The organism is Agromyces sp. NPDC058484 (assembly GCF_042720415.1).
In the GTDB taxonomy this organism is placed as follows: domain Bacteria; phylum Actinomycetota; class Actinomycetes; order Actinomycetales; family Microbacteriaceae; genus Agromyces.
The window spans coordinates 71201-84785 of record NZ_JBHXMP010000010.1 but is presented as its reverse complement, the minus strand read 5'-3'; the positions used below and the strand labels follow the sequence as shown (position 1 = coordinate 84785).

General features: G+C 71.4%; 15 protein-coding genes. 5 read left to right on the top strand and 10 right to left on the bottom strand.

The features are described 5' to 3' along the window. The first annotated feature begins 60 nt into the window (after positions 1 to 60). On the top strand, positions 61 to 354 hold the full coding sequence (locus ACFWN7_RS10085) for a DUF6412 domain-containing protein (protein ID WP_376938673.1): 294 nt from the start codon (positions 61 to 63) through the stop codon (positions 352 to 354). A gap of 119 nt (positions 355 to 473) precedes the next feature. Next, positions 474 to 1262 carry a YidC/Oxa1 family membrane protein insertase gene (locus ACFWN7_RS10080; protein WP_376938672.1) on the top strand — a complete coding sequence of 263 codons (789 nt, stop codon included), beginning with the start codon at positions 474 to 476 and terminating at the stop codon, positions 1260 to 1262. A 4-nt stretch (positions 1263 to 1266) separates the two neighbouring features. Here ACFWN7_RS10080 and ACFWN7_RS10075 read toward each other — a convergent pair whose 3' ends face one another. Continuing rightward, positions 1267 to 1995: a glutamine amidotransferase gene (locus ACFWN7_RS10075; RefSeq protein ID WP_376938671.1), complete on the bottom strand. Its 729-nt coding sequence runs from the start codon at positions 1993 to 1995 to the stop codon at positions 1267 to 1269. After that, the gene (locus ACFWN7_RS10070) at positions 1992 to 2657 is read right to left on the bottom strand and encodes a LysR family transcriptional regulator substrate-binding protein (RefSeq protein ID WP_376938670.1); all 666 of its coding nucleotides are present in this window, start codon (positions 2655 to 2657) and stop codon (positions 1992 to 1994) included. The genes ACFWN7_RS10075 and ACFWN7_RS10070 overlap by 4 nt, the downstream gene beginning before the upstream one ends. Before the next feature lie 78 nt (positions 2658 to 2735). On the opposite strand from ACFWN7_RS10070, the gene ACFWN7_RS10065 reads away from it, so the two are divergent. After that, positions 2736 to 3161, top strand: coding sequence for a DUF5997 family protein (locus ACFWN7_RS10065; RefSeq protein ID WP_376938716.1), 426 nt, complete (start codon positions 2736 to 2738; stop codon positions 3159 to 3161). A gap of 21 nt (positions 3162 to 3182) precedes the next feature. On the opposite strand, the gene ACFWN7_RS10060 is transcribed toward ACFWN7_RS10065, so the two are convergent. From ACFWN7_RS10060 to ACFWN7_RS10050, 3 genes are all read right to left on the bottom strand, one after another. After that, positions 3183 to 3863 (bottom strand): ImmA/IrrE family metallo-endopeptidase, encoded by a 681-nt coding sequence (locus tag ACFWN7_RS10060; protein ID WP_376938669.1) that lies wholly within the window; start codon positions 3861 to 3863, stop codon positions 3183 to 3185. A 171-nt stretch (positions 3864 to 4034) separates the two neighbouring features. After that, on the bottom strand, positions 4035 to 4535 hold the full coding sequence (locus ACFWN7_RS10055; protein ID WP_376938668.1) for a helix-turn-helix domain-containing protein: 501 nt from the start codon (positions 4533 to 4535) through the stop codon (positions 4035 to 4037). A gap of 188 nt (positions 4536 to 4723) precedes the next feature. Further along, positions 4724 to 5365 carry an alpha/beta hydrolase gene (locus ACFWN7_RS10050; protein ID WP_376938667.1) on the bottom strand — a complete coding sequence of 214 codons (642 nt, stop codon included), beginning with the start codon at positions 5363 to 5365 and terminating at the stop codon, positions 4724 to 4726. Between the two features lie 34 nt (positions 5366 to 5399). On the opposite strand from ACFWN7_RS10050, the gene ACFWN7_RS10045 reads away from it, so the two are divergent. Then, a complete protein-coding gene (locus ACFWN7_RS10045; protein WP_376938666.1) occupies positions 5400 to 5981 on the top strand; it encodes an NUDIX hydrolase family protein in 582 nt (193 codons plus the stop codon). Positions 5982 to 6022: 41 nt separating this feature from the next. Here the strand turns inward: ACFWN7_RS10045 and ACFWN7_RS10040 are convergent, their stop codons facing one another. The 3 genes from ACFWN7_RS10040 to ACFWN7_RS10030 form a co-directional block, all read right to left on the bottom strand. Then, positions 6023 to 6976, bottom strand: a complete 954-nt coding sequence (locus tag ACFWN7_RS10040) for a nucleoside hydrolase (RefSeq protein ID WP_376938665.1) — start codon at positions 6974 to 6976, stop codon at positions 6023 to 6025. A gap of 64 nt (positions 6977 to 7040) precedes the next feature. Continuing rightward, positions 7041 to 8405, bottom strand: a complete 1365-nt coding sequence (locus tag ACFWN7_RS10035; RefSeq protein ID WP_376938664.1) for an FAD-binding oxidoreductase — start codon at positions 8403 to 8405, stop codon at positions 7041 to 7043. 115 nt (positions 8406 to 8520) lie between these two features. Then, the gene (locus tag ACFWN7_RS10030) at positions 8521 to 9024 is read right to left on the bottom strand and encodes a GNAT family N-acetyltransferase (protein ID WP_376938663.1); all 504 of its coding nucleotides are present in this window, start codon (positions 9022 to 9024) and stop codon (positions 8521 to 8523) included. A 181-nt stretch (positions 9025 to 9205) separates the two neighbouring features. On the opposite strand from ACFWN7_RS10030, the gene ACFWN7_RS10025 reads away from it, so the two are divergent. Further along, entirely contained in the window at positions 9206 to 10708 is a 1503-nt protein-coding gene (locus ACFWN7_RS10025) for a S1C family serine protease (RefSeq protein ID WP_376938662.1), read from the top strand. A gap of 84 nt (positions 10709 to 10792) precedes the next feature. On the opposite strand, the gene ACFWN7_RS10020 is transcribed toward ACFWN7_RS10025, so the two are convergent. Both ACFWN7_RS10020 and ACFWN7_RS10015 read right to left on the bottom strand, forming a co-directional pair. Beyond that, positions 10793 to 12400: a DEAD/DEAH box helicase gene (locus ACFWN7_RS10020; protein WP_376938661.1), complete on the bottom strand. Its 1608-nt coding sequence runs from the start codon at positions 12398 to 12400 to the stop codon at positions 10793 to 10795. A gap of 581 nt (positions 12401 to 12981) precedes the next feature. Beyond that, positions 12982 to 13539, bottom strand: coding sequence for a hypothetical protein (locus ACFWN7_RS10015; protein WP_376938660.1), 558 nt, complete (start codon positions 13537 to 13539; stop codon positions 12982 to 12984). Between the last annotated feature and the right edge of the window lie 46 nt (positions 13540 to 13585).

Here is a 13585-nt window from a genome sequence, read left to right as displayed (position 1 = left end):
CGCGCGGTGCTAGCGTGGGTCTCGTCGACGGATGTCGGCTGAGAACCCCACGGAGACCACGTGATCGAGCTGCTCACCGCCCTGCTGCGGTACACGCAGGCCTCGCTCGAGATCGCGCTCGCCTCGAACGCGCAGGTCACCGTGCTCCTCGTCGGCGTGCTGGGCGCCGCCGCCGTCGCGCTCGTCGTGACCGCGTGGCGCGCGATCCCGGGCCTCGTCGCCGCCGATTCCAGCGGCGCGTCGACCCGGCTCCGGCAGACCGCGGATCCTGGGCGTCTCACCGCGCAGAGCGACCCCGACGCGGCAGGGCGCCCCCGCCCCAGGGCGCCCGGACGCGGCATCCCGGCCGCGTAGCGCAGCGACATCCGACCGACAGCCGCACCTCCCGTCGTGGAGGCGAGTCGGTCGACGCATCCGCCCTTCGCGGCCAGACGGATCCCGCATCCCTCGACCGCAAGGACACCCACACCCTCATGGATCTCTACGCCTTCCCGCCCATCGCCGCGCTGCTCGACGGCGCGCAGGACATGCTCATGGCACTCGTCGGCCTGCTCGAACCGCTTCTCGGCGTCTCGAGCGCGGCCGCCGCCATCGTGCTCGTCACGCTCCTCGTGCGCGCGGCCCTCATTCCCGTCGGCATCTCGCAGGCGAAGGCCGAGCGCACCCGCGCCCGGCTCGCGCCGAGGCTCGCCGAACTGCAGCGCAGGCACCGCAAGAACCCCGAACGTCTCCAGCGCGAGATGATGGCGCTCTACGCCGACGAGGGCGCCTCGCCGCTCGCGGGCTGCCTGCCGATGCTCATCCAGGCGCCGATCGTGGGCGTCATCTACGCGCTCTTCGTCCTGACCACGATCGCGGGCCATCCGAACGCGCTGCTCGAGCAGACGCTGGCCGACGTGCCGCTCGGCACGAGCTTCGCCGGGTCGATCGCCGCGGGCACCCTCACGCCGGATTCGCTCGTCGTCTTCGGCGTGGTCGTGGTCTCGATCGCGCTGGTCGGCGAGGTGACCCGCCGCGCCTTCCGCATACAGCCTGCGAACCCGGCGGATGCCCCGGTCGCATCCCCGCTCGCAGCGCCGGGCGTGGCCCGCAAGCTCGGATTCCTGCAGTTCATCACCGCGGTGATCGCGATCTTCGTGCCGCTCGCGGCCGCGCTCTACCTGCTCGTGACGGTCGCGTGGTCGCTCGGTCAGCGGGCCGTGCTGCGTCGCCGGTATCCGCCGCACCCGCCGCAGCAGGGCCTCAGCGCCGCGCCGGCGTGACGGGTCACGCGTCGGCGAGCTCGGCGAAGCGGCGGAGCATCCGCTGCGGTTCCGTGACGGATGCCGCGGCGAGACGCTCGCTCACCGCGCGAAGCTCGCTCGCCGGGAAGTAACCGTGGTGCCGGTACACCCGAGCGCGCGCGACGAAATCGTCGGCCGAGACCTCGGGGTGGAACTGGGTCGCGTAGACGCGGCGGCCGACGCGGTAGACCTGCACGGGGCATCCGCCCGACGACGCGAGCAGCACCGCGCCACGCGGGAGCCGTTCGGTCGCCTCCTTGTGCCCGACCAGCGCGTCGAACCGCTCGGGCAGCACGCCGGTGAGCGGGTCGGCGAGGCCGTCGGGGGTGAGGGTGATCTCGACCGCTGAGGCCTGCTCTCCGTGCAGCGTGCCGACCGTGCCGCCGAGCACGCGGGTGAGCACGCCGATGCCGTAGCACGTGAAGAGCAGCGGGAGGTCGCGTTCGAGGGCCGACTCGGCCAGGCGGGCGAGGTCGGCCTCGACGCGGCGCTGCACCGGGTGCTTGTGCGCGTCGGGCGTGGTCACGTTGTAGGGGCTGCCGCCGACGACAACGCCCGCCACGTCGAGGCGCACGTCGTCGAGCGATTCGGCGTCGAGCCGAAGGAGCTCGAGCCGACCCGCGTCGACACCCATCGCGCGCCGGACCGACTCGTACTCGGGCCCGACCGCGTCGACCTCGGGCCGCGCCGAGAGGAACAGGAACGGCTTCATCGGCCGCGCCCGCCGCGCTTGCGCACCGAACGGCCGGTGCGAGCGGATGCCCCGCGGCGCGGCTTCCGTGCTGCCGCCGACTTCGCGCGGGTGTTCGGCTTCGCCGGCGCCGACTCGGCGTCGTCGGCGGCGCCGCGTGAGCTCCGCGCCGTGCGACCGCGCACGATGCCCACGAACTCCTGGATGTCGTCGTCGTCGCGCGCGACGCGCCAGACGAGCGCGATGCGCGTGGTCGGGGCATCCGTCACCGGAACCGCGACGACGTCGCGACGGTGGTGGAGGCGCGCGACGCCGTGCGGGAGGATCGCGTACCCGGTGCCCGCGGCGACGAGCTCGACGGTCATCGCGGCATCGGCATGCACGGGGGCGAGGGGGTCGGCGTCGAGGTCGGCGAGGGTGAGCGTCTCGGCCTCGGCGAGGGCGTGTTCCTCGGGGAGCACGGCGACGGCGACCTCCTCCCACAGCGGGATGGAGTGCAACCCCTCGAGGTCGATCGGGAGCCGCACGAACGCCAGGTCGACATCGCCTGCGATGAGCTCGGCGAGCTGCTCGGCCTGATCGACGCGAGCCGCTTCGAGCGGCAGGTCGGGGCGCCGCTCGTTCCAGACGCGCAGCCACTTCGCCGGACTCACCCCGGCGACGTAGCGCAGCCTCAGCGTCACCCGGCCCCCGTTCGGCCGCCGAGCGGCGGCTGAGATCAGGCTATCGGCTACGGTGTGAGGGTGAGCCAGTCCCAGTCGATGAAACCGCAGTCCATGAAGGCCGAGACCGCGGCCAGGAAGCTCGGCATCCTCCTCGACGCGGCGCCCGAGGAGTTCCGCGATGGCGTCGTCACGCGGGACGAGCTGAACGCGCTCATCGCCGACCCGCCCGAGTGGCTCCAGGTGCTCCGTCGCGAGGGGCCTCACCCGCGCAGTGTGGTCGCCGCGAAGCTCGGCGTCTCGAACTCGGGCCTCGCCCGCGGCGGGGTCACGGAATCCCTGACGACCGACGAGATCAAGGCGCTCCTCGCTGCGCCGCCGCAGTGGCTCGTGCAGGAGCGGGCGACCCAGGCCTCGGTTCGTGCCGAGAAACGCCGCATTGCCGAGCGCGACGCCGAGCGCCGAGCGCGCCCTTCGACCGGCTCAGGGACCAGCGGCGGGGGAGGCGGCGGCACTGGCGTGTGATCCTCGAGGTGCTGCGGTGATCTACGGGGCAGATTCTTCAGCGACGAAGTCGAAACGCTGCTTGAGGCTGTGACCCCACGCGTAGTCACCGGTCTCGCGTTGCGCGCGGCCGAGGACGATGCCCGGTGCGACGCCGAGTTCATCGGCGAGCGCTCGGACAGCAGCGAGATCGCGGCGACGGGGGAGGCGAGCAAGATACGCGGGTGGGATCAGGGCGTCGGCGGCGAACTGATCTGCTTCCTCCTCGGGCGTGCCGGCGTCGCCCGTGAGGTACAGGCCGTTCTGGCTGTGAAGCAGGATGTGGCCGAACTCGTGGAATAGCGTGAACCAGAGTTGGTCATCGGTCTTTTGGCGGAGCGACAGCTGCACGATCGGTCGGCCGCGAACCCATCGGGTCGCTCCGTAGATGCCGAGCCCCGGGATCGGCGGGACGAAGCGGAGTGCGACGCCGACTTGCGCGAGCGACCTCACGCACTCCGGGATATAGCTCGCCGGGTCGGTTCCGCTGAGTACCCGAAGGTCGGGAAGCAATCGTTCGAGGCCGGGCCGATCGAACTCCTTGAGCTCGCCGTAATCGACCGTCCGCTCGCCGAGTGTGAGCCAGGTCTCCAACTCCGGCGCAGCCTCCCGCGTCACGGCAACACGCCGGTAGGCGACGCTGCCTTCGGCCCAGGTCGTCTCCAACGCGTCGAAGCTGGCCACGCCGAACAGTGCCAGAAGTTGGCTGACCGTGCCCGCCTTGTCGCCGCGTTTCGCGTGGATGTATCCGAACTTCCGAAGGTACGCGAGTGGATATGCCGTGGCACTGTCGTACTGCGCAGCGAATGCCGTGTCGGCGTCGAGGCGGGCGAGGTCTTCGCGGTAGAGCGCCTCTTACTGGTTCCAGATTCGAGCGCGGATGCCGGTGACCTCCTCGAGCGAGATGGCCGTGCCACGAGTCAGCGGTGCTCTTCCGTTCAGCAACTCGCTGACGTGCTTGCGTGACGTGCCCAGGCGCCGGGCGAGCTCGGCCGCGATCACGTCATTGTCGTCCATCCACTCGGCGAGGTGGTCCCCGGTCGAGACGACATAGTCGGGTTCGCTGCTCATGGTCTTCTCCTGGACCTGGTGGTAGTCGACGAGTTCGATGATCATCACTTCGGTGGTCGTCTCTTCGTGCACGACGAGACGCCGGTTCTTCGTCAGCCGGGCAGACCACTGACCCGCCCGATCTCCGACGAGTCGTTCCCAGCGGCCCGTTCCCAACAACAGGTCATCCACATTCTCTGCTGCGCGCAGCTCACCGATACGTAACTTGAGAGCCCGGCATACCGTTGCGTCGTAGGCCTTCTTCATTTCTCGCTCGACGGTGCAGGTGCGCTCGAGCTTCGTCAAGGAAACGCGAACCTTCACCGCGGATTGTTACCTATATCGCAACAACGATGGTCTGGCGTGGTCAATGGTCGTGGGCATCGCTCTCCTCTTCCGTTTCGAGGACACTATTGGGAGCCGCCGATACTCGGGCGGTTCACGAGACGCATCGCCCTTCGGCGGCGTTCCTCGACATGCGGCGCGCTGTGCGCTCAGGCGCCGTAGCGCGCCCGCAGGAACGCCGCGACATCCGCGAGCTCCTGCTCCGAGACGGAATGGCCGAGTCCCTCGTAGATGCGTTCGTCGAGCGTGGCATGCGCGGGCAACCACTCCTGCGTGCCTGCGACGAACGATCGGTCGATGACCTGGTCGGCCGTGCCGCGGCCCCAGAACACCGGCGGAGCGGTCTCGGCGAGGCGTTCGTCGCCCTCGCGCTCGCCGGGGAGCGCGAAGCCCGCGAGGCTCACCGCGAACGCGAACCGGTCGGGTGCACGCCTCAGGAGCTCGAGCGCCATCGCGCCGCCCTGCGAGAAGCCGAGCACGCCGACGGAACGGCTCTCGGGTGCCACCCGGTCGAGCCAGTCGATGATCGCCCCGGTCGCGGCATCCGCTGCCGTCATCGCCGACTCGACGCCGTCGGCCATGAGCGGGAACCAGGCATAGCCGTACCCCGTGTGGCTCGGGGCGCGCAGCGACGCGATCGCGGGCTCGAGCGGCAGGTAGGGCGCGAGGCCGAACAGATCGCCCTCGTTCGAGTTGAACCCGTGCAGCAGGAGGAGCAGGGGCCGCCCCGCGCGGTCGGCCTCGGACGCCGACCAGAGCACGGCCTCATCGTCGATCTGCGCAGGGAGCATGGGTCAACGCTACCCGGTGGGGCAGAATCGAGGCATGAGCGTGCGCACGCCGGACCCCGACTGGAACCCCGATGACGACCCCGCCGTGCGTCCGCCGGCGAACCCGGGCTGGCTCACCGATCTCGAGCTCGCCGAGGTCCGCGGCCGGCTGCCGCTGCTCTACGTCGAAGCGGTGCCCGTGCGGGTCGACGGCATCGGCCAGGTGACCGAGGCCGGCGTGCTCCTGCGTGCGAACAGCGTCGGCGAGATCACGCGGACGCTGGTCTCGGGCCGTGTCATGTACGGCGAGACGATCCGCGACGCGCTGTTCCGGCATCTCGAGAAGGACCTCGGGCCGATGGCCTTTCCGCTGCTGCCCGCGAGCCCGGTGCCGTTCGCCGTGGCCGAGTACTTCCCGTTGCCCGGCATCTCCCCGTTCACCGACGAGCGGCAGCACGCCGTGTCGCTCGCGTACGTGGTGCCCGTGACGGGTACCTGCGAGCCGCGCCAGGACGCGCTCGAGGTGACGTGGATGACACCCGAGGAGGCCGTCTCCGCGGGCGTCGCCGCCGAGATGGAGGGCGGCCGCGGCGTGCTGCTCACGCAGGCGCTCGCGTCGGTGGGGGCGATTCGCTGAGTGATGCCGGTGCTTCGTGCGCCGACGACCCGGCCGGTCGCTCAGCCCAGGCCCAGCGTGTCCAGGAACAGGCGCGCGATCCGCGGCGCATCGACGTCGAGGGCGATCTCGACGTTCGCCCATTCATCGGCGCCGCCATGCAGCATCTCCTCGCCGGGGAACCGGCGGAGGTCGACGAGGGTCTGCCCGCGCCCGTATCCGGCGAGCTCGACGCGCACTGGTCGCACCTCGGTGCGGAGCGCGAGCGGGTCGACGAGCGAGCACACCGCGCCTGCGTCGCCGATGAGTCCCGTGTACTCGGCGGACTCGTCTGCGGAGAGCTGGATGCGGTGGCCGAGCAGCGTGCCGACCACCCGGCCGAGGGCATCGTCGCCGCGCTCGAGCGACACGGCGACGTCATGGTCGATCGCCACGCGGTTGAAGACGTCGAGGCCGTACATATAGGTCCGCACGTCGGAATCGAGCACGATCGCCGCCGCCTCCGGGTCGTGCCAGACGTTGAACTCCGCGACGGCGGTGGCGTTGCCGACACTGGCCGATCCGCCCATGACGACGATGCGCTCGATGCGGCCGGCCACCTCGGGGTAGGTGCGGAGCAGGAGCGCGAGGTTCGTCTGGGGAGCCAGCGCGACGAGGGTCACGGGCGCGTCGTGGTCGAGGATGAGCCGGCGCAGCAGCTCGACCGCGCCGACCGATTCCGCCCGGCGCCGGGTGGGCGGCAGGGAGATGCCGCCGAGGCCGTCGGCGCCGTGCACGTGCGATGAGGCGCGAGGGTTCTCGAGGAGCGGCCGCGCGGCCCCGGCGGCGACCGGAATCTCGGGAGCGCCCGCCGCGTCGAGGATGCGCAGCGTGTTGTCCACGACCTGGGCGAGCGGCGCATTGCCCGCGACGCACGAGACGCCGAGCACGTCGATGGCCGGATGCCGCACCGCGAACAGGATGGCGAGGGCGTCGTCGATGCCGGTGTCGACGTCGAGGATCACGGGAATGCTCATCGACTCACGCTAGCGCGCCCGCCTCGTCGCCGCCCTCCCGTCGGCTCGCTCCGTTCGACTCGACTCACACGAAGTCGCGGTTGCCGCGGAAGCGGTTCTCGGGGTCGACGGTTGCCTTCACGCGCGCTGCCCGCGCGACGTCGGATTCCGCATAGGCGCCCGAGTACCCGACGTCGGGTGCGAGGAACGTGCAGAACGTGCGGTCGGATGCCGCGACGCCGAGCGCGGCGTCGAGCGCGGCGAACCCCTGCTGCGCGGGTTCAGCGGCCCCCGGCACGCCGATGGCATGGCCGCTCACGATGTGGCCCTCTCGCACCGCCCCGGCGATTCCGGGCCGCGCAGTCGGAGCGGCGAGCGCACCGCCGAGCACACGGAATGCGAGGCCCATCACGGGCTGCCCCTCGGGTGACTGCCACGCCTCGACGAGTCGGTCGATGCCGGCGTCGTCGAGGTCGGCGAGCGCCGACCAGCCGTACCCGGCTGACGGGTCGGTGGGCTCGTCGGAGATGGCGGTGAGTGCGGGCGCGTCGATGCGGCCGACCGAGTCGAGCACGACGGTGCCCGCAGCGCGGATCGTATCGAGCGCGGTGCGCCCGGCCTCGGTCTCGCCGAGCTCGACGGCCTCGACAGCCACCATCGTGGTGCCGCGCAGCTCGGCGGGCGCCTGCGGCACGTCGGGGATGCGTACGACGCCCGCGTGCAGCGCGAGCGTGTCGGGAGCGGTGCGGCCGGCGGCGACCGTCGCGCGGAATACGGCCGCGACATCCGTGGCCTCGAAGAGGATGCGCCCGCCGGTCAGCACCGGAGCCGGATGCAGGTCGACCTCGATCGCGGTGACGACGCCGAACGCGCCGCCGGCTCCGCGCAACGCCCACAGCAGTTCGGGATCGTCGGCGTCGCGCAGCCAGCGGTGCCGGCCGTCGGCGGTGAGCAGTTCGACCGCGCGGAGCGAGCTCGATCCGAACCCGTACGAGCGCGCGAACCACGAGTGCCCGCCGCCGAGCGTGAACGCCGTGAAGTTCACCACCGGGTTCGAGCCCGTCATCGCGACGAGCCCGGTTCCCGCGAGCGCATCGAGCAGGCCGCCCGTGCGCACGCCGGCGCCGATGCGGGCGACGCGGGCGTCGGCGTCGACCTCGAGCCGGTCGAAGGCCGCCGTGCGCACGAGCACGGCGCCGTCGAGCGTGCCGGATGCCCCATGGCCCGACGGCTGCGCCGCGAGCTGCAGCCCGTCGGTGCGGGCGGCGGTGAGGAGCGCTCGGAGCTCCTCGACGTCGGCGGGCGCCGCGACCGCGGTGGGATGCTGGTCGATCGCGAGGTTCCAGGGGGAGCGCAACGCGTCCCAGCGGGGGTCGCCGGGGAAGGCGAGCCGGTCGCCGAAGCGGCCGGCGAGGGAGTCGAGTGCGGGGTGCGCGGCAGGGTCGGTCATCGAGGGTCCTCTCGTGGCATCCGTCGGCTGAGGCCGACCCTCGTCACGCTAGCGACGACCGCCGACAGCGGAAACCCCCACGCTGCGGCCCTGCGCCGAAACCAGGCGCCGGGCCTCAGCGCACCAGGCGCACCTCGAGGACCTCTTCGCCGAGGAACGGCTGCAGCTGCTCGGCGCCGTCGGCGACGAATCCGTTGCGCGCGTAGAAGCGGTGCGCTCGGGGGTTGTCCTTCGCGACCCACAGGTAGCCGGGCCGATCGCCGCAGGCGGCGTCGAAGAGCTTCTGGCCGATGCCGGTGCCGTGGTACGCGTCGAGGAGGTAGATGAAGTAGAGCTCGCGCTCGCGCGGCGGGTTCTCGTCGCGTGCCGGGCCCGAGCCGACGAATCCGACGATCTCGCCGTCGACGAGCGCGGCGAACTGGTTGTACTCCTCGCCGCGGGCGGCCATGTGGGTCCAGAGTTCGGCCATGCGGCGGGGGGAGAGGTGCTCGAAGGCGGCCGCGCTGATCAGGTGGTCGTAGGTCTCGTGCCAGCAGGTGGCGTGGACGCGGCCGAGGGCCTCCACGTCGGAGTCGCGGATGGGGCGGATCACGACGTCGGCAACAACTTCGGTGCTCATGTCCAGAGACTAAGCCAGCGCGCGCCAGCCCCCAAATCGACGCGGGCGGGGTGCGCCTGCCGTGTCACACCGGCGGTCGCCGCTCCGGGACAACACCGGGACGGGGGTCAGGGGAGGCGTCACCCCAGTCCGGTGGCAACCCGGTGCTGCCGCATACCCGCACCGCCATACGTTCGTGATCATGTCTGAGAACTCCACCAGGATCATCGCGCTCGCTGGCGCCGCGGCCGTCGCCGCGACCCTTGCGGGCTGCGTCCCCACCGCCGCCGCCAACGGCCCCGTCGGATTCGACGGCGTGCAGTCCGCGACCATCCAGCTCGAAGCCGTCGGCACGTTCGTGTCGCCCGAGGAGGGCGGCTACGAGGCCGCCGGCCGCGGCTCCGGCTTCATCATCACCTCCGATGGCCTCGCCGTCACCAACAACCACGTCGTCACCGGCGCCGGCACCCTCAAGGTGTGGCGAGGCGGCGACACGACCAACGAGCTCTCCGCGAAGGTGCTCGGTTCCTCCGAGTGCCTCGACCTCGCCGTCGTGCAGCTCGAGAAGGGCAGCTACCCGTTCATGGACTGGCGCAAGGGCGACATCGAAACCGCACTCGACGTCTACGCCGCGGGCTTCCCGCTCGGCGACCCGACCTTCACCGAGACGAGGGGGATCGTGTCGAAGGCGAGCACGAGCGGCGAGACGCCGTGGGCGTCGATCGACGGGGTGATCGAGCACGACGCGCGCATCCGCGGCGGCAACTCGGGCGGCCCGCTCATCGACTCGAAGGGCGCCCTCGTCGGCGTGAACTACGCGGGCAACGACGAGCTCGACTACAACTTCGCGATCCACCGCGACGCGGTGCTCGATGTCATCAGCGATCTCGTGGACGGCGAGGACGTGCTGAGCCTCGGGATCAACGGCGAGGCACTCGTCGGCGAGGACGGCGCCGGACTCGGCGTCTGGGTCAACTCCGTCAAGTCGGGTTCGGCCGCCGACAAGGCGGGCGTCGAGCCCGGTGACCTGCTCACCCGCATGGAGGGCGTGAGCCTCGCGGCCGAGGGCACCATGACCGAGTACTGCGACGTGCTGCGCACCCACGGCCAGGACGCCACGCTGGCGGTCGAGCTCTATCGCCCGGCCGAGGACGCCTACTACCGCGGCCAGTTCAACGGCGACGCAGTGACGGCCGTTCCGGTCGTGGGCGGGGGCACGGGCGAGCCGGCCTCGGGCGAGTTCGTCACGATCACGGATGACTCGAACGCGATCAACGTCGAGGTGCCCGCGGGCTGGAGCCAGGTCGACGGCGCCGCCGTCACCGACGCGAACGGCACCGTGTGGGACTCGGTCTCGGCGGCCCCCGACCTCGCGGCGTACCAGGGATCGTGGTCGACGCCGGGGGTGTCGGTGTACGCCTCGCAGGCGGCGGCGGGCATGGCACCGGATGCCGCGGCCGACCTCGTGGCCGGCGATCTCGCCTCGCAGGGCTGCGTGTCGACGGGCCGTGAGCCCTTCGACGACGGCATGCACACGGGCGTCTGGGAGATCTTCACCGGATGCGGCGGCCAGGCGACCTACGTCGTCATCGGCGCGAACGACTACCCGGGCACCTATTCGGTCGTCGTGGCGGCGCAGGCGATCGCCGACACCGACTTCGACGCCGTCGATCGCGTGATCGGCAGCTTCTACGCCGCCTACTGACCTCGCCGCGGACTGCGCAGAAAGGGCGAAGCCCCGCCGTCGACCATCGGGTCGTCGGCGGGGCTTCGGTGTCGGTGCGCGGGGTCAGCCCTGGGCGCGGCGGTTCGTGCGGGTGCTCCGCGACGGCGAGACGAGGCTGCCGACCCGCAGCGGCTGCTTCGCACCGTGGCCGGATGCCCCGCCCTTCGACGAGCTCAGGGACCGGCTCGCGCCCGTCGTCTGGGCGCCGCGGCTGTGGCCCGCGCCCTGCTTCGGCGCGTGCGCCTTCGCCTCGGCTGGACGACCGGAGCGATCGCGGCGAGGCGTGGACGGCGCGACATCCGACTGGCCGCGTCCGCGTCCGCGACCCTGACCGGAACGGCCCTGCACGGGGCGGCCCTCGCCGGAGCCGGCGCGCTCATCGCGAGCGGCGCGCTTGCGCTGCGCGTTGGCGCCCTGCGACGCGCCCTGACCCTGTCGCATCGGTCGACCGGCGCCGCCCTGCGGCTGCGCGGCCTTCGGCGCGGGCTTCACGTACGCGGCGACCTCGCCGACGAGCGACGTCACGGCGGGCGACGACGCGGTCACGCGCTGGGGGGCCACGGTGATCGCGGCCTTGCGCAGCAGCGTCTTCAGGTCCTGCTTCTGGCCGGGCAGGCAGATGGTGACGACGTCGCCCTCGCTGCCGGCGCGCGCCGTGCGGCCCGAGCGGTGCAGGTAGGACTTGTGCTCCATGGGCGGGTCGACGTGGATGACGAGTTCGACGTCGTCGACGTGCACGCCGCGCGCCGCGACATCCGTGGCGACGAGCACCTTGACCGAGCCGTCGCCGAACGCGGCGAGGTTGCGGTCGCGCTGCGGCTGCGACAGGTTGCCGTGCAGGTCGACCGCGGGGACGCCCTGCTCGGTGAGCTTCTTCGCGAGCTTCTTCGCGTGGTGCTTGGTTCGCATGAAGAGGATGCGGCGGCCGGTGCCCGACGCGAGGGTTCGCACCAGCTCGTTCTTGGCGTCGACGTCGTCGATCTCGAACACGTGGTGGGTCATCGCGGCGACGTGCGAGGTGGCCTCGTCGACCGAGTGCAGCACCTCGTTCTGCAGGAAGCGCTTGACGAGCTTGTCCACGCCGTTGTCGAGCGTGGCGGAGAAGAGCAGGCGCTGGCCGCCCTGCGGAGTCTTGTCCATGATGCGCGTGACGACCGGGAGGAACCCGAGGTCGGCCATGTGGTCGGCCTCGTCGAGCACGGTGATCTCGACGGCGTCGAGCGTGACGTGGCCCTGCTTCATGAGGTCTTCGAGGCGGCCCGGGCAGGCGACGACGATGTCGACGCCGGCACGCAGGGCGTCGACCTGGCGCTTCTGGTTGATGCCGCCGAAGATCGTGGTGGTCTTCATGCCGTACGCAGCGGCGAGCGGCGCGAGCACCGCGTCGATCTGCGTGGCGAGCTCGCGCGTCGGTGCGAGCACGAGGCCGAGCGGGCGACCCGCGCGGCGATTGCCGCCGGCGAGCTTGCCGCCCAGGCGCGCCGCCATGGGGATGGAGAACGCGAGCGTCTTGCCCGAGCCGGTCTTGCCGCGGCCGAGCACGTCGCGCCCTGAGAGCGTGTCGGGCAGGGTATCGACCTGGATGGGGAAGGGCGAGCTCTTCCCGTCGGCGGCGAGGGCCGCGACGAGGGGTGCGGGCACGCCGAGCGTTGCGAAGGTGATGTCGGTCACTGGTGCCTTTCAGGCAGGGAACCATCGCCGGTCGAGGTGGCCGCGGAGCAGCCGTTCCGGGACCCGGCGGTGGGCATTGGCGAAGACGCCGGTCGGCGAATCCGTTCGCCGTATGAGAGTCATCGGGCGCCCTCTGGAAGAGGCCCTGCCCGGAAGCGTTTCTACGACGCAGGCGGCGGTTGTGTCGCGCCCTTCGACAGGGGCTCAGGGACCGTCGCCGTGACCACTGTAGCGGATGCCCCTGCGCGTGTGCTGTGCGAGGGGTTCAGGTCGCGGGGGGCCGGGTCTCGTTGCGGCGCTGGCCGCGGCGCCGGACTCCTCAGATTCGAGTTTCCGGGTAGTGCTCGAATGAGGAACTCACTGTTCGGTGAGGCTGGTTCTGTTGGATGAATGCCCACACTCGAGTTTCCGTTCTCTCGTATGCCAGTTCCGCCTCATCGATGAGGTGTGAAGTCTCATGACCTCGTAGACACTCCTGTCTCGGGACCTCGTGAACAGTGTGTCTCACGACCTCGTGGACAGTTCAATGAGGGGGAACTGGCATACGGGGAACGGGGAACGACTTCCGTGGCGGCTGCTGACTACTGGCTGCGAACGAAGCGCTCCCTGCCGTGATCCGAGGGATCCGTTCCGGAGGCGGCTTCCGCGTCGGCCGTGCCCGGCGGATCGTACGACCAACCCGGGGCGAGCTGCCGCAGCCGCATGCCCCGCCACTGCCAGAACGCCCACGTCGGATACCACGCAACGAGGTCCCACGCCCCCGCCCCGGCGAGCAGCTGGTCGCGGTAGAGCGTGCGCCCGTCGGGCAGCTCCGAGACCGCCATGCGGTGGTCCCACCGGTCGAACACCGAGAGCGGGCCGGTGAGCACGCCGCCGCCGTCGCGGAGCATGCGCACGCCCGTCGGGAGCCCGCCGGGATAGCTGACGTCGACGATCTCCTCGCCGGCCGGGAAGCGGCGGAACGCGAGGGCGCGCACGCGGTGCGGTCCCTCGGGCCAGGTGGTCGGCAGTCCGCCGGCTTCGAGGGAGGAGAAGTCGAGCCACGGTGCGACGACCTCGCGCAGCAGGGCGGGGCTGCGGAGGGCCCGCCACGCGGCATCCGGCGTGCAATCGAGCGTGAGTTTCAGGAGCACCCGCATCTGCCGAGAGTAGGACGGCCGGATGCCGCTGCCAAGCCCCCTATAC

What these genes read in the sequence shown, in the direction of transcription:
- ACFWN7_RS10045 (WP_376938666.1), top strand. Translation starts at nt 5,400, where the DNA reads ATGAGCGTGCGCACGCCGGACCCCGACTGGAACCCCGATGACGACCCC.
- ACFWN7_RS10075 (WP_376938671.1), bottom strand. Translation starts at nt 1,995, where the DNA reads ATGAAGCCGTTCCTGTTCCTCTCGGCGCGGCCCGAGGTCGACGCGGTC.
- ACFWN7_RS10080 (WP_376938672.1), top strand. Translation starts at nt 474, where the DNA reads ATGGATCTCTACGCCTTCCCGCCCATCGCCGCGCTGCTCGACGGCGCG.
- ACFWN7_RS10030 (WP_376938663.1), bottom strand. Translation starts at nt 9,024, where the DNA reads ATGAGCACCGAAGTTGTTGCCGACGTCGTGATCCGCCCCATCCGCGAC.
- ACFWN7_RS10065 (WP_376938716.1), top strand. Translation starts at nt 2,736, where the DNA reads ATGAAACCGCAGTCCATGAAGGCCGAGACCGCGGCCAGGAAGCTCGGC.
- ACFWN7_RS10050 (WP_376938667.1), bottom strand. Translation starts at nt 5,365, where the DNA reads ATGCTCCCTGCGCAGATCGACGATGAGGCCGTGCTCTGGTCGGCGTCC.
- ACFWN7_RS10040 (WP_376938665.1), bottom strand. Translation starts at nt 6,976, where the DNA reads ATGAGCATTCCCGTGATCCTCGACGTCGACACCGGCATCGACGACGCC.
- ACFWN7_RS10025 (WP_376938662.1), top strand. Translation starts at nt 9,206, where the DNA reads ATGTCTGAGAACTCCACCAGGATCATCGCGCTCGCTGGCGCCGCGGCC.
- ACFWN7_RS10035 (WP_376938664.1), bottom strand. Translation starts at nt 8,405, where the DNA reads ATGACCGACCCTGCCGCGCACCCCGCACTCGACTCCCTCGCCGGCCGC.
- ACFWN7_RS10015 (WP_376938660.1), bottom strand. Translation starts at nt 13,539, where the DNA reads ATGCGGGTGCTCCTGAAACTCACGCTCGATTGCACGCCGGATGCCGCG.